Source organism: Sphingomonas sp. BK235 (assembly GCF_004345855.1).
Taxonomy (GTDB): domain Bacteria; phylum Pseudomonadota; class Alphaproteobacteria; order Sphingomonadales; family Sphingomonadaceae; genus Sphingomonas.
In genome coordinates, this window is record NZ_SLXN01000003.1 from 611,312 (window position 1) to 629,162 (window position 17,851).

Sequence of the window (17,851 nt, forward strand, 5' to 3'; positions counted from 1 at the left end):
CGCGGCGGCGTGATAGTGAAAGGGGCGTAATGCGGATGAGGGGGGCGCTCGCGATGGCGAGCGCGATGACGGTCGCGGCCTGCGTCGGACCCGGCGAGCGACCGACACCGCCGCGCAGCAGCGCCAGCCGCCCGGTCACTGCTCCCTCCGCCCCGCGTCCAGTGCGCGCACCGGCGCGGACCAGCTATCCGGTCGACCGCCCCGCGCGCCAGCCCGTCGCCTCGACCCCGCTCGCGCCGATGACGGGGATCACCGTGCCGGGCGCGGTCAGCGCCTCCGCCAACGGCATCGTCCGCGGGCCGGCGATCAGCACGCTCCGGCTCGAGCGCGATCAGGCCAGCGCGGCGCTGGCGGCCTTCCGGCTGAGCTGTCCCAGCCTGGTCCGCCGCACCGATGCCACCGGGCTGACGATCGGGAGCGACTGGCAAGCGGCCTGTACCGCCGCCACGACCACGGCCGACCGCGACGCCGCTTCCTTCTTCCAGCGCTGGTTCGAGGCGGTGCAGGTCGGCGACGGCCGCGCCTTCGCCACCGGCTATTTCATCCCCGAGATCGCCGGGTCGCGCGAGCCGCGCCCCGGCTACGCGCCGATCTACGCGCGCCCGACCGACCTGATCGACGTCGACCTCGGCAGCTTCGTCGACACGCTAGCGGGCAAGAAGATCCGCGGCCGCGTCGAGGGCAGCAAGCTGGTGCCTTATTATGACCGCACCGCGATCGAGCTGGGCGCACTGGAGGGCCGCGCGCGCGTGCTCGGCTATGCGGTCGACCCGGTCGAGCTGTTCTTCCTCCAAGTGCAGGGCTCGGGGCTGGTGCGGATGCGCGACGGCGCGATCCTTCGCATCGGCTATGAGACGCAGAACGGCCGCGAATATACCGGCATCGGCGCGCTGATGAAGAACCGCGGGCTGCTCGGACCGGGACAGTCGTCGATGCAGGGGATCGTCGCCTGGCTCCACGCGCACCCCGACGAGGGCCGCGCGATCATGCGCGAGAACAAGAGCTACGTCTTCTTCCGCGAGCTCGACGGGCCGCCGCTCGGCGCGCTGGGGCTGCCCGTCACCGGCGGCGTCACCGTCGCCGCCGACCCGCGCTTCGTCCCGCTCGGCGCGCCGATCTTCCTCTCGATGGACCGGACCGACGCCAACGGCGTGTGGATCGCGCAGGACACCGGCGGCGCCATCAAGGGCGCCAACCGGGTCGACACCTTCTGGGGCGCGGGCGAGGACGCGCGCGCCACCGCGGGCGGGATGAGCGCGCGCGGCACCGCGTTCCTGCTGCTGCCGGTGGGCAGCTACGATCGCTGGGTGGCGCGCCGCGCCGCGGGAGGCGTGGGTGGCGGGACGACGCCTCGGCGCTGACGAGGAAGCGCTATGGGCACGCGTGCGCGCCACGGTGCGCGCGCTGCCCGGACGACGGGTCGAACCGGTCGTTGACGCGCCTGTTCGCCCGGAGCCCGTCGCGCCGCCGCGGGCGGTCACGACGACGCCGGTCAGCGCGCCGGTGCGGCCCACGCCACGCGGGCCGGGCGAGACGCTGGATCGCGGCTGGGACCGGCGGCTCGCGACCGGCCATGTCGCGCCCGAGCGAACGATCGACCTGCACGGCCATACGCTCGCCTCGGCGCATAGCGCGCTCGACCTCGGCCTGGGCGCGGCGATCGCGCGCGGGGAGCGGGTGGTGTTGCTCGTCACGGGCAAGCCGCCGCGGCCGGAGAGCCAGCGCCCGCACGCGCGCGGCGCGATCCGCGCCTCGGTGCTCGACTGGCTCCAGCTCTCGCGCCACGCCGGCGCGATCGCCGCGGTCCGCAACGCGCACCCGCGGCACGGCGGCGCGGGTGCGCTGTACGTGATCCTGCGGCGGAAGCGGTGAGCGGAGTTTTCCTCCCTCTCTCCTTCTTCCCGCCGTCACCCCGGACTTGTTCCGGGGTCCACTGTTAGGCTTGATCCGCAGCCTTCGTCGGCGCGGAACAGTGGATCCCGGAACAAGTCCGGGATGACGGTGATGGTGGGAGCAGGGGGCGTGAACCTCATACGCGACCCTCTACCGGCCGAGCTGGCGACTCACCCCGCGAACGCGCGCTCGATCACCCGCGCGTAGATGGCGGTGAGCTGCGCCAGATCCTCCAGCCTCACTGCCTCGTCCGCCTTGTGCATCGTCGCGTTGAGCAGTCCGAACTCCACCACCGGGCATAACGCCCGCAGGAAGCGGGCGTCCGACGTGCCGCCTGTGGTCGACAGCCCGGGCGTCCGCCCGGTCACCTCGAGGATCGCCGCCGACACCAAGGCCGAGAGCGCGCCCGGTTCGGTCAGGAAGGCCTCCCCCGACACGCGCGCCGTCACCTGCGCGGCGGGGGCGTGCGCGCGCACGATCGCCTCGACCCGCGCCGCCAGATCGGCGCCGCGGTGGAGGTCGTTGAAGCGGATGCTCAGCCGCGCGCTGGCCCGCGACGGGATGACGTTGGTCGCCGGATTGCCGACGGTGACGTCGGTGATCTCGAGGTTGGAGGGCTGGAACCAGTCGCTGCCCGTGTCGAGCACCAGCGCTTCCAGCTCGGCCAATGCCGCCACCAGCGGCGGGATCGGATTGTCGGCGAGGTGCGGATAGGCGACGTGCCCCTGCCGCCCCGGCACGTCGATCCAGATGTTGACCGAGCCGCGCCGCCCGATCTTGACCATGTCCCCCAGTGCCGCGACCGAGGTGGGCTCGCCGACGAGGCACAGATCCGGGAGCAGGCCGCGCGCGCGCATGCGGTCGATCAGCGCGACGGTGCCGTAGGTCGCCGGCCCTTCCTCGTCGCCGGTGATGATCAGCGTCAACTGCCCGGCCGTGGCCGGCACGCGCGCCGCGGCGGCGACGAAGGCGGCGACCGCGCCCTTCATGTCGACCGCGCCGCGCCCGCGCAGCAGGCCCTCGGCGATCACCGGCTCGAACGCCCCGGCGCTCCAGCCCGGCCCCGGCGGCACGACATCGACATGGCCGGCGAAAGCGAGGTGACGCCCGCTGCCGCGGGTCGCCAGCAGGTTCTCGACCGGTCCGTCGGGCGCCTCGCCCGCGACGAAGCGCTCGACCGCGAAGCCGAGCGGCACCAGCGCCGCCTCCAGCACGTCGAACACCGCGCCGCGCGCGGGCGTCACGCTCTCGGCAGCGATCAGCGCGCTGGCGAGTTGAACCACGTCGATCACGTGAGGAATCCTCTATGCCCAAGGTCGATGTCGAGCGCCTGCCCTCGCACGAGGGAAGCGACTATCCCGCGCGGTTCCAGAAAGCGGCGTCGGATCGCACGGTGCGCGTGCTGTCCGAGGCGATGCGCCTCGGCGACTTCGTCGCGACCCATGTCACCGTGCCGCCGGGCGGCTGGTCGTCGCAGCGCCACTGGCATGAGGGGGAGGACGAGCTGGTGATCGTGCTCAGCGGCGCGGCGGTGCTGGTCGACGATACCGGGCGACACCCGATGCAGGCCGGGGACATCGCCACCTTCCGCAAGGGCGAGGCGAACGCGCACCATCTGCGCAACGAGAGCGACTCGCCCTGCGTGCTGTTCGCGGTGAGTCTGCCCGAGGCCTCGACGGTTCATTATCCCGATATCGCGATGCGCTGGCACCCGCGGCACGGCTATGCGGCCGAGCCGGCGGGGAGCGGGGAGGGGGCGGATTAGGCGGCGGGCTGCTCGAACTTCTCGATCACCCATTCCTCCTCCTGCGCGGCGGCGATCCAGTCCTGGAGGAAGGGATGGCGCAGCACCGCCCCGATGTACGCCGCGGCAAAGCGCGGCGCCGGGAGCGAGTAGGTGACGATGCGGGTGCAGACCGGTGCGAACATGATGTCCGCCGCGCCGAACGCGCCGAACAGGAAATCGCCCTCACCACCGCCGCCGAAGCGCGCGCGCGCCTGCGCCCAGAGCTCGAACAGGCGCGTCAGATCGGCCGCGACATCCGGGTCGACCGTCGTCGGCGCGTAGATCTGGCGCACGTTCATGCTGTGCTTGCGGCGCAGCGCGGTGAAGCTCGAGTGCATCTCCGCCGCCATGGATCGCGCCATCGCCCGCGCGGCCTCGTCCTCGGGCCAGAAGCGTGCGCGCCCCACCTTGTCGGCGAGATAGTCGACGATGGCGAGGCTGTCCCACACCACGGCCTCGCCGTCCCACAGGATCGGCACCTTGCCCGACGAGGGCGCGAACTCCGCGCCCTCGCGGCGCTTGTCCCATGCCTCGTCGTAGAGCGGGACCACCACCTCCTCGAACGCGAGCCCCGACTGGCGGCACGCCAGCCAGCCGCGCAGCGACCAGGACGAATAGGCCTTGTTGCCGATGATCAGCTTCATCCCCGCTGGTTAGGCGCGCGCGGCGGGGAGGGCAATCGCGCGCAGGCCGTGGCGGAAACATGACCTCGCAATTTACCGCGCTCGTAGAGCCGGCAGCCATCATGGCCGGGCTACAAAGAAAGGTGCCACTTTCGGCCAGGGGTTACGTCAATGACCTATGATCCGCGCGCTTCGATCCCGTGCACCGCCGACCTGTCCGCTCGCGCTCCCGCCTTCGTCCAGGCGCCGCGGCTCGTGTTCGCAGCGCCGGGCGCGGCGCCGAGCCGGTCCGAGCTGCTGCGCCAGCAGATCGCCGCCGCGCGGGAGCGCGCGCGCACGCACTGAGCCGGCCCGCCCGGATCGGGCCGGACGCGGCGGGTCAACCGCCGGCGCGACGGCCCAGATACCAGCTGAGATTGTTCGGCCCGCGGCTGCGCGCACGCGGCGGGTTCATCAGGTCGTAGACCACCGCATTCTCGAGCACGCGCTGAACATAGTTGCGCGTCTCCGAATAGGGGATCGCCTCGACCCAATCGACCATGTCGACCCCGCCGGTCCGCGGGTCGCCATTGGCGCGGAGCCATTTGTTCACATTGCCCGGCCCCGCATTATAGGCCGCGATCGCCAGCGGGTAGCTGCCGTATAGCCCGAAGATGCGCTGGAAATAGCTCGAGCCGAGCTGAATGTTGTAGCCCGTGTCCGTCACCAGTCGCCCGGCGTCATAGGACAGGCCCAGCTTGCCCGCCTGCTCGCGTGCGGTCGCGGGCATCAGCTGCATCAGCCCCGAGGCCCCCACCGGGCTGCGCGCGGTGCGATCGAACTGGCTCTCCTGCCGCGCGACCGCGTGGATCAGGGTCCATTGGTCCTCATAGCCGCTGGGTACCGCGACGGTCGGGAAGCCGTTCGCGCTATATTCGGTCAGGCCGTTCTGCATCGCGCTGCGCCCGACCAGCACGCCGAGATCGGGGCGGCGCAGCTGACGCGACAGTTCGTCCGCCAGATAATGGTCGGTGTCGCTCTTGGCGACCGCCGCGATCTGCTTCACGAACGCGGTCTGGTCCTGATATTGCCCGGTCTGGCCGAGGAATTGCGCGGCGCGGACGATCTCGCGCGCGTTGAACGCCTGACGCGCCGCCGGATCGATCGCGGGGGTCGGTGCAGGCGGCGGCGCGACGAGCTTGCGGCCGAGATGCTCGATCGCGAGCTGGCCATAATATTGGTCGCGATAGCCGGCGGCGCGCTCGAACAGCGTGCCGGTGTCGGGCTGGCGCGCGCGTTCGGCGGCGCGGGCGGCCCAATAGAAACCCTTGGCGCGCGTCTGCGGCGCCTGGCTGGCGCGGCCGTAGCGCTCGAACATCGCGCGCGCGTCGGCGGGGCGGTTCAGCTTGGTCGCCGCCTGGCCGGCGAGCCAGGCCAGCGAGGTATAATCGTCGCGCTCGCCATAGCCCTTGGTGGAGACGTCGGTGCCCGGCGGATAGGCGTCGTCGATCTGACGCGCGATGTCATAGGCGGTCTGCCACTGATTGTCGGCCGCGGCGGCACGCGCGTTGACCAGCAACACCTCGTAGAATTTCTCGACGTTCCCGGGCAGCGTCATGCCGCTGCGCGTCCGCGCCAGCCACGAACGCGCGCTGGGCGAGGCGCCCGCGCCGCGCAGCCAGGTCGCCTTGTCGGCGATATAGCCGGGATCGCGCGCGCCGATCGCGTCGTTGCTCGCCGCCAGCGACGAGGCCTCGGGCGCATCGGTGCGGAAGGCGAGCCGCGCGGTGAACAGCGGTCGTGCCGCGCTGCTGGTATAGGGCAGGACGCGCGCCGCCGCGCCGGTGTTGCCCTGCCACAGCGAGGCATCGAAGCGGCGGTCATGGTCGGCCGCGGTGAACGATCCGCCGAACTGGCTGAGCAGCGCCGATTCGTCCTGACCCGACAGCGAGCCCAGCCGCCACGCGGTCCGCGCGGCCTCCTGCGCCTGCGCGCTCGCCCCCGTCGCCATATAGGCGCGCGCGCAGGCGACCCACCCCGCGCTCGTCAGCGGCGACCAGCGGCGGCAATAGGCCGCGACGCTGGCGAGCGCGACATTGGGATCGGACGCCTTGCGCTCCACGGTGCGGCGCAGCGCGGCCTCGCCGGGCCAGCCCGGGTGCGCGGTGAGGAAGCTGACGTAGCTGTCGAAGGGCAGGGCATCGGTCTGTTGCAGCACCTTCCATTGCGCCAGCGGCTGCGCCAGTCCGGGGAGGGGCGCCGTCGTGGACGGGGGTGGCGGAGGAACCGGCGCGCTTTGCGGCGCGCTGACGCTACCATATTGACCGACCGCGAGGATCGCGGCGCCTGCTGTTGCGACGAATAGGATCAACGAGACCGCCTTCACTGTGACTGACCGACGCGACCGGTGGACAGACTAGCGACCCTAGCCGTATCTGCGCTGAACGGCGCCCCCCAATTCCGTCGCAGGAGCAAATACCCTTCATGTTCTCCGGTTCCATCCCCGCGCTCGTCACCCCGTTCGATCGCGACGGCGGGTTCGACGAACGCGCCTATCGCGACCTGATCGAATGGCAGATCGCGGAGGGCTCGACCGCGCTGGTGCCATGCGGCACGACGGGAGAAGCGGCGACGCTGACCCAGGACGAGCAATTCGCGATCGTTCGTCTCTGCGTCGATCAGGCGCGCGGGCGCGTGCCGGTGATCGCGGGGGCGGGGTCGAACGACACGCGCGTCGCCGCCGCCAACCTGCGCGCCGCGAAGGAAGCGGGTGCCGACGCGGCGCTGATGGTGCCGCCTTATTACAACCGTCCCTCGCAGGAGGGGATCTTCCGCCATTTCGAGGCGCTGGCGCAGCACGCGCCGCTGCCGATCGTCCTGTACAACGTGCCCGCGCGCACCGTGACCGACATCCAGCCCGAGACGCTGGTGCGCATCGTCGCCGCTTTCCCGCGCCTGTTCGTCGCGGTGAAGGACGCCTCCGGCATCCTCCAGCGCGTGTCGCAGCACCGCGCCGCGCTGGGGAACGACTTCTGCCAGCTCTCGGGCAACGACGATCTGGCGCTGGCCTTCAACGCGATGGGCGGCGTCGGGTGCATCTCGGTCACCGCCAATGTCGCGCCGCGGCTCAGCGCGGACTTCCAGCAGGCCTGTGCGGCCGGTGACGCGGCCAAGGCGCTGGCGCTCCACGACCGCCTGTTCCCGCTCCACGCCGCGCTCTTCAGCGACGCCTCGCCGGGGCCGGTGAAATACGCGATGACGCGCGTGCGGCCCGGCTTCCCCGAGGGGTTGCGGCTGCCGATGACCTGGCCCGGTGAGACCAGCCGCGCGGCGGTCGACGCCGCGCTGGCGCACGCGGCGCTGTAGCGGCCGCGGCGGGGAGGGCCTGGCAGGGTCGGGGGCTTCGTCAGCGAGCGGGCGATGGTGCGGCTCAGGATCCCGCACGGCCGCTGAGCCGCCCCCGCACGCGCCCGCGGCGAAAGCGACGATGCCCCCTTTGCCCTGACGCGCGGCTGCGCCTACATCGCGGGCATGTCGCGTCCCAAGCCTGCCACCTTCGACAAGAAGAAGATCGTCGCCGAGAACCGCCGCGCGCGCTTCGACTATGCGATCGACACCACCTATGAGGCGGGGATCGTGCTCACCGGCACCGAGGTGAAGAGCCTGCGCTTCGGCGAGGGGTCGATCGCGGAGAGCTATGCCGAGGTGACCGGCGACGAAGTGTGGCTGGTGAACTCGAACATCCCCGAGTTCAGCCATGGCAACCGCTTCAACCACGAACCCAAGCGCCCGCGCAAATTGCTGCTGCACGAGCGCGAGATCAACAAGCTGCACGGCGCGGTGGCGCGCGAGGGCATGACGCTCGTCCCGCTCACGGTCTATTTCAACGCCAGGGGCCGCGCCAAGGTCGAGCTCGCGCTGGCCAAGGGGCGCAAGGCGCATGACAAGCGCGAGCACATCAAGGCGCGCGAGTGGAAGCGCGAGGCTGGACGCGTGCTGCGTGAGCATAGCTGAGTGGCGGCGCGACCGATGACGGCATGGGACCGGATCGCGGCATGGAGCCGGCGCAATCTGCCGACGCGCGAATCGATGGAGAAGAGCAGGCTGCTGCGCCCGGTCGCGCATCGCGTGCTCGCGCCCGAGTTGTGGCGCTTCACGCGCCGGTCGGTGCCGCGCGGGGTGGCGCTGGGGATGGTGGCGGGGATCCTGTTCCCGGTCGCGCAGATCGCGATCGCCGCGCTGATCGCGCTGCCGTTCCGCGCCAACGTGCCCGTGGCGGCGCTGGTGACCTTCATCACCAATCCCTTCACCACCCCCTTCATCCTGTTCGCCGCCTATCAGATCGGCGCCTGGCTGCTGCGCTCCAACGCGCCCGCGGTGGCGCAGCCGGTCGCGGAGGCGGCGACCGGCTGGCTGCAATGGTTGTGGGACGCGGGACCGCCGCTGGTGCTGGGTCTGCTGGTGCTCACCGCGGTCGCCGCGGTCGCGGGCTATGCGCTGGCGGCGCTCGGCTGGCGGCTGTGGATCGCGCGCAAGTGGCGCCACCGCCACGATCGCGGCAGCTGCCATTGACGTGCCGCGCGATGCTGGCGCCGCGGCGCCGGCGTGGTTAAGACAAGCTGCATCCCGCAGAAGGGTTGACGAGAGGATGCCACGATCCCTGCCTCTGACCGCCGCCGCCACGCCGTCGCCTGCTCGATCGTGAGCGGGGCGCGATGATGCCGCTGGCCTCGCTCGAGATGCGCGGCGCCTGGTGGCGCGGCCCGCGCGCCGCGCTCGCGATCGCCGCGCTCGCCGGGGTGATCGCGGCGGCGCTGGTGCTGTGGATGATCGGCGACATGGCGGTCGCGGCGGGGTTCGTCGCGGCGGCGCTGGTGCTCGCCGGGGTCGCGGTCGCGCTGGTCCGGCTGCGCGCCGGCCCGGAAAACGGCCCTGCGGTGGAGCATGATTGGGAGCTGGTCCGCTCGCTCGCCGAATCGAGCGGGGACGCCGTGGCGATCACCGACCGCGGCGGCCGGCTGGTATGCGCCAACGACCGCTATGAGCAATTGTTCGGGGGATTCCCGACCCCCCCGGCGCTGCCGCTGGTGGGCGACGGCGCTGGGCAGCTCGGGGTCGCTGGCCGCGCGGCGTGGCGCGACGGCGTCGCGCGCGCCGCGCTGCGCGGCGCGGCGGGCGCGATCGACGCGGTGATCGCGCGCACCGGTCAGCAACAGGATTACCTGATCTGGCGGTTCGTCAGCGCGGACGTGCCGACCGGCCAGGTCGCGCGGTTGCTCGAGTCGATCGACGGTGCGCTCGGCACCCAGCTCGGCGCGGCCGGGGTGATGGCGGCGCTGATCACCGCCAACGGCCACGTCCTCGCCGCCAATGCGGTGTTGCGCTCGCGTGCCACCGGCGCCCCGGACGGGACGATCGTCGACGAGGATCTCGCGCGCTTCCTGACCGAAGACCCGGGCGGGACGGTGCGTTTCCTTGCGGAGGGTGCGTCCTCCACGCCGATGCGGCTGCTTCAGATCCCGCTCGGCGAGGATGGTGACGCGCCGATCCTGGTGGCGATGGTCGACGCCGACAATGGCATCGCGGGTGCCGGCGCTGCGGAGGATCTGGAAGGGTTGCTGATGCTGATGCCCTTCGGCGTCGCGCTGGTCGATCGCGAGGGGCGCTTCACCCAGATGAACCGCGCCTTCGCGCGCGCTGCCAGCGTCGAGCCGGGCTCGGCGCCGACCTACCCCGGCGATCTCGTCGTGCGCGAGGACAAGGCGGCGGTGGCCGACGCGATCCGTCGCGCCAGCGGCGGGGCGCGCTCGATGGACCTGGCGGTGCGGCTCAAGGATCATCCCGACGAGCCGGTCGCGCTCTCGATCGCCGCCGCGCGCGGGCTGGGGGATGCCGCGGTCCTGCTCAGCCTCAAGGACAATGGCGAGGAGAACCGGCTCAAGCGCGAGGTGGCACAGGCCACCAAGATGCAGGCAGTGGGTCAGCTCGCCGGCGGTGTGGCGCATGATTTCAACAACATCCTCACCGCGATCATCGGTCATTGCGACCTGATGCTGATGCGTCACTCGCCCGGCGACAGCGACTATGACGACATCCAGCAGATCCGCGCCAACTCCAACCGCGCCGCCAGCCTGACGCGCCAGCTCCTCGCCTTCTCGCGCCAGCAGACGCTGCGTCCGCAGGTGCTCCAGTTGCCCGACGTCGTCTCCGAAGTGTCGAACCTGCTGCGTCGCCTGATGGGCGAGACGGTGACGCTCGAGGTCAAGCATGGGCGTGACCTGGGGCCGGTGCGCGCGGATCCGGGGCAGCTCGAGCAGGTGGTGGTCAATCTCGCGGTCAACGCGCGCGACGCGATGCTGAGCAAGGGAACCGGCGGCAAGCTGACGATCCAGACGCGCTCGGTGCCGATCGCCGAGATCCGCCGCCGCGGCAGCGACATCGTCCCGATCGGCGATTACACCGCGCTGGATATCGCCGACACGGGCACCGGGATCCCGCCCGAGGTGCTGCCCAAGATCTTCGAACCCTTCTTCACCACCAAGGAGGTGGGCAAGGGCACGGGGCTCGGCCTGTCGACGGTCTATGGCATCGTCAAACAGTCGGGCGGCTTCATCTTCGCGGATTCGCGACCGGGACAGGGCGCGACGTTCACCATCTACCTGCCGGTCTATACCGCCGGTACCGCCGAGGCAGGCGCCCCGCCGGCGGCGAGCAAGCCGGCGACGCGCCAGCGCACGGGCGATCTGTGGGGCAGCGGCACCATCCTGCTGGTCGAGGACGAGGATATGGTGCGCGCGGTCGCCGAGCGCGCGCTCGCGCGTCAGGGCTATACCGTCCTCGCCGCCGAGAATGGCGAGGCCGCGATGGAGTTGATGCAGGGGGTCGACCGGCCGACCTTGGTCATATCCGACGTGATGATGCCGGTGATGGACGGGCCGACGCTGGCGCGTCAGCTGCGCAAGGTGCATCCGGGCATCCCGATCCTGTTCATGTCGGGCTATGCCGAGGAACAGCTGCGCCGCTCGATCGACCTCGACAATGTGGCGTTCCTGCCCAAGCCCTTCTCGGTGCAGCAGCTGGCCGAAGCGACGCGCGACGTGCTGGTGGCACAGGACGGGGCGCGCACCGCTTCATAACGGGTATACGCGCCCTGTTGCACGCGCGCGCCCACGCGCTATGGCACGCGCATGACGATGCGCGTGCTCCTGGTCGAAGACGAACCCCTGATCGCGATGATGCTCGAGGATTTCCTCGACGCGCTCGAGAAAGGGCATGCCGGCACGGCCGACAGCGTCGAGGCCGCGCTGCCGCTCGTGGAGGCGGGCGGCATCGACGCCGCGATCCTCGACGTCAACCTGCGCGGCGGTGAGAAGAGCTTCGCCATCGCCGACGCGTTGGCGGCGCGGGCCATTCCGTTCGTCTTCGCGACCGGCGGGGGTGGGGACGAGATCGCACCCGAGCATCGCGAGCGGCCGCGGCTGGCCAAGCCCTTCACGATGGACAATGTCGAGAAGGCGCTCGCCGAGCTCGGGTGACCGATGATCGGGGGTGGGGGCCGTTGCCTCTGCCGCCGTCGGCGCGGCGGTCGTGGCGGGTCCGCACGTAAAAGCAATGGCGGCGGCCGCCGTTGCGACAACATACTTGCGTCAACGCCCCCTTCCGCGACATAGGCGTGCGCGACATGACCCAGACCTTCGACAAGTCCCGCCTGCCGAGCCGCCATGTGTCGGTCGGCCCCGAGCGCGCGCCGCACCGCAGCTATTATTATGCCATGGGCCTCAGCGAGGAGGAGATCGCGCGCCCGTTCGTCGCGCTCGCCTCGGCCGGCAACGACAGCGCGCCGTGCAACACCACGCTGGACGCGCAGGCCGATGCGGCGCGTCGCGGGGTCGAGCAGGGCGGGGGCATGCCGCGTCGCTTCAACACGATCACCGTCACCGACGGGATCGCGATGGGCCATCAGGGGATGAAGGCCTCGCTCGTCAGCCGCGAGGTGATCGCGGACTCGGTCGAGCTCAGCGTGCGCGGGCATTGCTACGACGCGCTGGTGGGCTTCGCCGGTTGTGACAAGTCGCTGCCGGGCATGATGATGGCGATGCTCCGCCTCAACATCCCGTCGATCTTCGTCTACGGCGGGTCGATCCTCCCGGGCCGGTTCCACGATCGTGACGTCACCGTCGTCGACGTGTTCGAGGTGGTCGGTAAATATGCCGCGGGTGCCTGCCCCCTGTCCGAGGTGCACGAGCTCGAGAAGGTGGCCTGCCCGGGGCATGGCGCCTGCGGTGGTCAGTTCACCGCCAACACCATGGCGTGCGTCGGGGAGGCCATCGGCTTGTCCCTGCCGAACAGCAACATGGTCCCGGCACCTTATACCACCCGCGAGCAGATCGCGGTGGCCGCGGGCGCGCAGGTGATGGAGCTGGTGGCGCGCAACCTGCGTCCGCGCGACATCTGCACCCGCGCCGCCTTCATCAACGCCGCGCGCGTGGTCGCCGCGACGGGCGGGTCGACCAACGCCGCGCTCCACCTGCCCGCCATGGCCAATGAGGCGGGGATCGACTTCGACCTGTTCGACGTCGCCGAGGCCTTCAAGACCACGCCCTATATCGCGGACCTCAAGCCCGGCGGTCGCTATGTCGCGAAGGACATGTACGAGGCCGGCGGCGTCTACATGCTGATGAAGACGATGCTCGCTGGCGGGCTGCTCGACGGCGAGTGCCTGACGGTGACGGGTCGGACGCTGGGCGAGAACATCGACCAGGTGACGTGGAACCCCGACCAGAAGGTGATCTACGACGTCTCCACCCCGATCACCCCGACCGGGGGCGTCGTCGGGCTGCGCGGCTCGCTCGCGCCCGATGGCGCGATCGTGAAGGTCGCTGGCATGCACCGGCTCCAGTTCGAGGGGCCGGCGCGCTGCTTCGACTGTGAGGAGGACGCGTTCGCGGCGGTCGAGGCGCGCCGGATCGCGGAGGGTGAGGTGATCGTGATCCGCTACGAGGGGCCGAAGGGCGGGCCGGGGATGCGCGAGATGCTGTCCACCACCGCCGCGCTCTACGGGCTGGGGATGGGCGAGAAGGTCGCGTTGATCACCGACGGGCGTTTCTCGGGCGGCACGCGCGGCTTCTGCATCGGTCATGTCGGCCCCGAGGCGGCCGAGGGCGGCCCGATCGCGCTGGTCGAGGACGGCGACGTCATCCGTATTGACGCCGAGGCGGGAACGATCGACCTGCTGGTCGAGCAGGACGTCCTCACCGAGCGCCTCGCGCGCTGGCGGGGGCGCGAGAATGGCTATGGCGCAGGCGCCTTGTGGCGCTACGCGCAGAATGTCGGGCCGGCCTATCAGGGCGCGGTGACTCATCCCGGTGCCAAGGCCGAGCGGCACGTCTTCGCCGACATCTGAGCGGCACGAGCGCGACGAACGGGGCGTCGGACCTGTCCTGAGCGGCGCCGCGCCGCTCAGGACGATCGCATCGCGGCGCGCTCAGCCGCGCGGGGCGGTCGCTCCCCAGCGTTCGCGCACCGTTGTTTCCAGCACGGTGAGCGGCATCGCACCGAGCCGCAGCACCTCGTGGAACTGCTTGAGGTCGAAGCCCGGGTGCGCCTTCGCCTCGTCGCGCAGGCGCGCCCAGACGGTGTGCCCGATCTTGTAGCTGCACGCCTGACCCGGCCAGACGGTATAGCGGTCGATCTCGCTTTGGCTGCGCCCGCGCGCGATCCCGGTGGTCGCGATCAGGTAATCGGTCGCCTTCTCGCGGCTCCAGCGTTTGGCGTGCATCCCGCTGTCGACCACCAGCCGCGTCGCGCGGAACAGCAGCGACTGGAGATAGCCGACCTGGCCGAGCGGATCGCCTTCGTACATCCCCATCTCGTCGGCGAGCTGTTCGGCGTAGAGCGCCCACCCTTCCGAATAGCCCGAGAAGAAGCCGCGTCGGCGGATCAGCGGGATGTCCTCGCTCTCCAGCGCCAGCGTCACCTGCAGGTGATGACCCGGCACCGCCTCATGGTGGGTCAGCGTCGCCAGACCAAACTTGGGTCGGTCGAACGTGTCGCGCAGGTTGATGTAATAGATCGCCGGGCGCGAGCCATCGAGCGAGGCGTTCTGGTAATAGCCCCCCGGCGCCCCCGCCTGGATCGAGGCCGGGACGCGGCGCACCTCGACGGGTGCCTTGGGCAGCGAGGTGAACGCCTCGGGCAGGCGCCGCTGCATCGCCGCGATCTGGCGCGTGAGCTGCGCGAGCAGCGCCTCGCGCCCGGCGTCGTCGCTCGGATACAGCTGGTCTGGACGCCGGTTGAGCGCGACCAGCCGCTCGCCGACCGTGCCGCGGCTCATCCCCTGTGCGGCGAGGATCGTGTCGATCCGCGCGCCGATCTCCGCCACCTGCGCGAGCCCGAGCCGGTGGATCTCGTCGCCGGACAGCGGCACCGTCGTCGCCGCCTCCGCCGCGGCGGCGTAATAGGCCTCGCCGTCGGGTAGTCGCCAGCAGCCCGCGTCATGGACCGCGCGGGCGCGAAGCTCGGTGACGAGCGCGCGCTGGCGATCGAGCGCGGGGAACACCTCGCGCTCGACCAACGCCTGCGCCTGCGCGGCGCGCGCGGCGGGCAGCCCGGCCGCGGCCAGCTTGGCGGCGAAGGACCGCACCGCGGCGGTCTCGGCGGCGGGCTGGTCGCGGAAGGCGGCGAGCTGGCGCAACGTCGTGTCGAGGATATAGTCGGGCGCGAACACCCCGCGCGCCACGTCGGCACGCTGGCGCGCGCTGTCGTCCTCGATCGCGCCGGCGAGCGCGTCGAGCCGCGCCAGATAGGCATCCGCCTCGGCCGCGTCGCGCACGCGATGCTGCGATTCGAGGAAGTCGGGCACGTCGCGATAGGCGCCGGTGAGCTGGCTCAGCACATAAGGCGCGAACCGGCCCATCGTCGCGCCATAGGGAAAGCGCTCGCTGCCGGCGATCGCCTGCGTGAGTTGGTAGGTGACGACGTCGAGGTCGAGCCGCGCCGCGGGCGAGAGCGACGCTCGCTCGACGTCGCGCAGCGCCGCCAGTTCGCGCCTGGCGCGCGCCAGGGCGCGCGTCTGCGCGGCCGAGGAACCGTCGTCGAGGCGGCGCTTGAGCCCCACGCGCGCGCCGCTGTCGAGCCCGAGCCGCGTGGCCTGTTCGGGACTTTCCTCCAGCCGGGCATAGAAGAAGCGGTCCAGCATCGCGCGGAGCGCCGCGTCGCCGTTCGCCGGGGTCGCCGGCGTCGCCGCCAGCGCCGGCCATGCCGGTGCGGTCGCGGCGGCGGTCGCGCCGGCGATGAAATTGCGCCTGTTCATCGATGATCTCCCTTGAACCCCGGTCTGTGCCGGGCACGACCGGGGTAGGCAAGCGCGGCGTCGCCGCTCATGATTGAGTAAGCCTTCACGCTTATGACGCTCGTCCTCGGAGGAGCCGTGCTGCCGACGTCAATCTCGACCCGTGTGATCGCCGCGTTCGGAACGGTCGTGGCCGTGGTGCTGCTGCTGCTCGCCGCGGGCTGGATCGTCGCGGGTGACGTGCGGCACGCCAATCAGTCGGTCCGTCGGCTGAGCGAGCGGCTGCGTGTCGAGGACGCGCAGGATCGCGCGCAGCAGCAGCTCCGGCTCGCGATCGGCGAGGTGACCCGCGCCGCCGAGGTGCCGCGTGCGATCACGCCGGTGCAGTGGCGGCGGGTGGAGCGCGCGCTCGCCACGTTCCGCGCCACGCAGGGGTCGCTCGGTCCGGCGGGGTCGGCGCGGGATCGCGCCACCGCCGATTTCGCGCACCTGGCCGCGCTGCTGATCGGCGACGCGCGCGCGGAGCCGCGGCAGATCGCGCGACACATGCCCGAGTTTCTCGCCGCGCTGCGCGTGCTGGAGCGTGAGCGTGCGGCGGCGCGGATGGTGCTGGTCAATCGCATCGACGCCGCGGTCGCGCGCAGCTCGCGCGAGCTGTACGCCAGCATCTCGCGGATCGTGTTTGGCGTGCTGGCGGTGCTGCTGCTGCTGCTCGCCTCGGTGCTGTGGCTGCGGCGACGCGTGCTGCGGCCGATCGTCGCGATCGCGGACCAGCTGCGCCAGTTCAACACCGGCGCCGAGACCGAGGTGAAGGTCGCCGGGCGCGACCGGGCCGACGAGATCGGTGACCTCGCGCGCGGCCTCAACGAATATCGCGACGCGGTCGAGCAGCGCCGCCGCGCCGAGAAGCGCATCGAGTTCCTCGCGCATCACGACATGCTCACCGGCCTGCCCAACCGCCTGCTGTTCGAGGAGCGGCTCGCGCACGATCTGGCGCGCGCGACCCGGACGGGCGAGCGCGTCGCGGTGTTCGCGATCGATCTGGACGACTTCAAGTCGGTCAACGATCGCTTCGGCCATGCCGGTGGCGATCGCGCGCTCAACCGCGCGGCGCAGCTGCTCACCGCCTGCGTTCGCGCCGACGACATGGTCGCGCGGCTGGGCGGGGACGAGTTCGCGATCATCCAGGTCGCCGCCGATCAGCCGCGCGCCGCCGAGGCGCTGCTGATGCGGATCTTCCGCGCCTGCGACGCCACCGCGGGCGACGAGGTGCCGGTGCAGATGAGCGTCGGCGTCGCGCTCTCCGGCGCCGAGCAGGCGCGCGAGGAGCTCTACAATCTCGCCGACATGGCGATGTACCGCGCCAAGTCGGAGGGGCGGCACACCGCGCGCTTCTTCGACGACGCGCTCAAGGAGGAGACGCGGCTGCGCTGGCGCTTGTCGCGCGACCTCGAAGGCGCGGTCGAGCGCGGCGAGCTGTCGCTGGTCTATCAACCGATGGCCGAGGCGCAGACGTTGCGCGTGATCGGCTATGAGGCGCTGCTGCGCTGGCACCATCCCGAACTCGGCGACGTGCCGCCGGACCAGTTCATCCCGCTCGCCGAATCGAGCGGGCGGATCGACTCGCTCGGGCTGTGGGTCGCGGAGCAGGCGATGATCGCGGCGCGCGGCTGGCCGGATCACGCGCTGCTCGCGCTCAATCTCTCGCCGGTGCAGTTCCGCAAGCTCGGGCTCGCCGACGATCTGCTCGCGCTCGCCGAACGCCACGGCATCGCGCCCGATCGGCTCGAGTTCGAGGTGACCGAGAGCGCGACCCTGCTCGGTCATCGCCGCGAGGCGGTGCTGGAGGTGTTGCGCGCGTTGCAGGAGCGCGGCGCGCGGATCGTGATGGACGATTTCGGGACGGGCTATTCCTCGCTCGGCAACCTGCGCGATTTCCGCTTCGACAAGCTGAAGGTGGATCGCAGCTTCGTCTCGGCGATGCTGACCCATCCGCCGTCCGCCTCGATCGTGCGCAGCATTGCCGCGCTGGGCGAGAGCCTCGGCGTCCCGGTCGCGGCCGAGGGGGTCGAGACCGAGGAACAGCTCGCGCTGCTGCGGCGCTGGGCGTTCCCGCAGGTGCAAGGATATCTGCTCGGCCGGCCGGAGAAGATAGAAAGCGTCTTGCGGTCTGCCGCTTATGCGGGAATGATCGCCTAGCGACACGGCCTGGGCGCCGCGCGTCGCGGCGCGCGACGGGCATTGTCTTGACACATCCCCCGCAACCGTGTTGGTAGCGCT

At 71.3% G+C, this 17,851-nt stretch carries 15 protein-coding genes; 11 read left to right on the forward strand and 4 right to left on the reverse strand.

Features of this window, described 5'->3' with window-relative positions; genetic code table 11:
* The first annotated feature begins 29 nt into the window (after window positions 1-29).
* Both EV292_RS11790 and EV292_RS11795 read left to right on the forward strand, forming a co-directional pair.
* Window positions 30-1,361, forward strand: coding sequence for a murein transglycosylase A (locus EV292_RS11790; RefSeq protein WP_132909371.1), 1,332 nt, complete (start codon window positions 30-32; stop codon window positions 1,359-1,361).
* A complete protein-coding gene (locus EV292_RS11795; RefSeq protein ID WP_132909372.1) occupies window positions 1,336-1,872 on the forward strand; it encodes a Smr/MutS family protein in 537 nt (178 codons plus the stop codon). Before EV292_RS11790 ends, EV292_RS11795 begins: the two co-directional genes overlap by 26 nt.
* A 191-nt stretch (window positions 1,873-2,063) precedes the next feature.
* Here EV292_RS11795 and dapE read toward each other — a convergent pair whose 3' ends face one another.
* On the reverse strand, window positions 2,064-3,194 hold the full coding sequence (dapE, locus tag EV292_RS11800; protein ID WP_132909373.1) for a succinyl-diaminopimelate desuccinylase: 1,131 nt from the start codon (window positions 3,192-3,194) through the stop codon (window positions 2,064-2,066).
* 5 nt (window positions 3,195-3,199) lie between these two features.
* Between dapE and EV292_RS11805 the strand changes: the two genes are divergently transcribed.
* Complete coding sequence (locus EV292_RS11805) at window positions 3,200-3,658, forward strand: cupin domain-containing protein (RefSeq protein ID WP_132909374.1); 459 nt, start codon at window positions 3,200-3,202, stop codon at window positions 3,656-3,658.
* Here the strand turns inward: EV292_RS11805 and EV292_RS11810 are convergent.
* Window positions 3,655-4,323 carry a glutathione S-transferase family protein gene (locus EV292_RS11810; RefSeq protein WP_132909375.1) on the reverse strand — a complete coding sequence of 223 codons (669 nt, stop codon included), beginning with the start codon at window positions 4,321-4,323 and terminating at the stop codon, window positions 3,655-3,657. The two genes, EV292_RS11805 and EV292_RS11810, sit on opposite strands and share 4 nt — an antisense overlap.
* Window positions 4,324-4,473: 150 nt before the next feature.
* Here EV292_RS11810 and EV292_RS22625 point away from each other — a divergent pair, with 150 nt between their 5' ends.
* Complete coding sequence (locus tag EV292_RS22625; protein ID WP_165927083.1) at window positions 4,474-4,647, forward strand: hypothetical protein; 174 nt, start codon at window positions 4,474-4,476, stop codon at window positions 4,645-4,647.
* A gap of 34 nt (window positions 4,648-4,681) precedes the next feature.
* Here the strand turns inward: EV292_RS22625 and EV292_RS11815 are convergent, their stop codons facing one another.
* Window positions 4,682-6,652, reverse strand: coding sequence for a lytic transglycosylase domain-containing protein (locus EV292_RS11815; protein ID WP_243693731.1), 1,971 nt, complete (start codon window positions 6,650-6,652; stop codon window positions 4,682-4,684).
* Window positions 6,653-6,765: 113 nt separating this feature from the next.
* Here EV292_RS11815 and dapA point away from each other — a divergent pair, with 113 nt between their 5' ends.
* The 6 genes from dapA to ilvD all read left to right on the forward strand — a co-directional run bounded on the left by dapA (window position 6,766) and on the right by ilvD (window position 13,684).
* Window positions 6,766-7,647 (forward strand): 4-hydroxy-tetrahydrodipicolinate synthase, encoded by an 882-nt coding sequence (gene dapA / locus EV292_RS11820; protein WP_132909377.1) that lies wholly within the window; start codon window positions 6,766-6,768, stop codon window positions 7,645-7,647.
* A 165-nt stretch (window positions 7,648-7,812) separates the two neighbouring features.
* Window positions 7,813-8,295: an SsrA-binding protein SmpB gene (gene smpB, locus EV292_RS11825; RefSeq protein WP_132909378.1), complete on the forward strand. Its 483-nt coding sequence runs from the start codon at window positions 7,813-7,815 to the stop codon at window positions 8,293-8,295.
* 15 nt (window positions 8,296-8,310) lie between these two features.
* Window positions 8,311-8,853: a DUF2062 domain-containing protein gene (locus EV292_RS11830; protein WP_132909379.1), complete on the forward strand. Its 543-nt coding sequence runs from the start codon at window positions 8,311-8,313 to the stop codon at window positions 8,851-8,853.
* A 167-nt stretch (window positions 8,854-9,020) separates the two neighbouring features.
* Window positions 9,021-11,417: a response regulator gene (locus EV292_RS11835; RefSeq protein WP_132909452.1), complete on the forward strand. Its 2,397-nt coding sequence runs from the start codon at window positions 9,021-9,023 to the stop codon at window positions 11,415-11,417.
* A gap of 51 nt (window positions 11,418-11,468) precedes the next feature.
* Window positions 11,469-11,816, forward strand: coding sequence for a response regulator (locus tag EV292_RS11840; protein ID WP_132909380.1), 348 nt, complete (start codon window positions 11,469-11,471; stop codon window positions 11,814-11,816).
* 146 nt (window positions 11,817-11,962) lie between these two features.
* A complete protein-coding gene (ilvD, locus tag EV292_RS11845) occupies window positions 11,963-13,684 on the forward strand; it encodes a dihydroxy-acid dehydratase (protein ID WP_132909381.1) in 1,722 nt (573 codons plus the stop codon).
* 81 nt (window positions 13,685-13,765) lie between these two features.
* Here the strand turns inward: ilvD and EV292_RS11850 are convergent, their stop codons facing one another.
* On the reverse strand, window positions 13,766-15,592 hold the full coding sequence (locus tag EV292_RS11850) for a DUF885 family protein (RefSeq protein WP_132909382.1): 1,827 nt from the start codon (window positions 15,590-15,592) through the stop codon (window positions 13,766-13,768).
* Between the two features lie 117 nt (window positions 15,593-15,709).
* Here EV292_RS11850 and EV292_RS11855 point away from each other — a divergent pair, with 117 nt between their 5' ends.
* A complete protein-coding gene (locus EV292_RS11855; RefSeq protein ID WP_165927084.1) occupies window positions 15,710-17,770 on the forward strand; it encodes an EAL domain-containing protein in 2,061 nt (686 codons plus the stop codon).
* The last annotated feature ends 81 nt before the right edge of the window (window positions 17,771-17,851 follow it).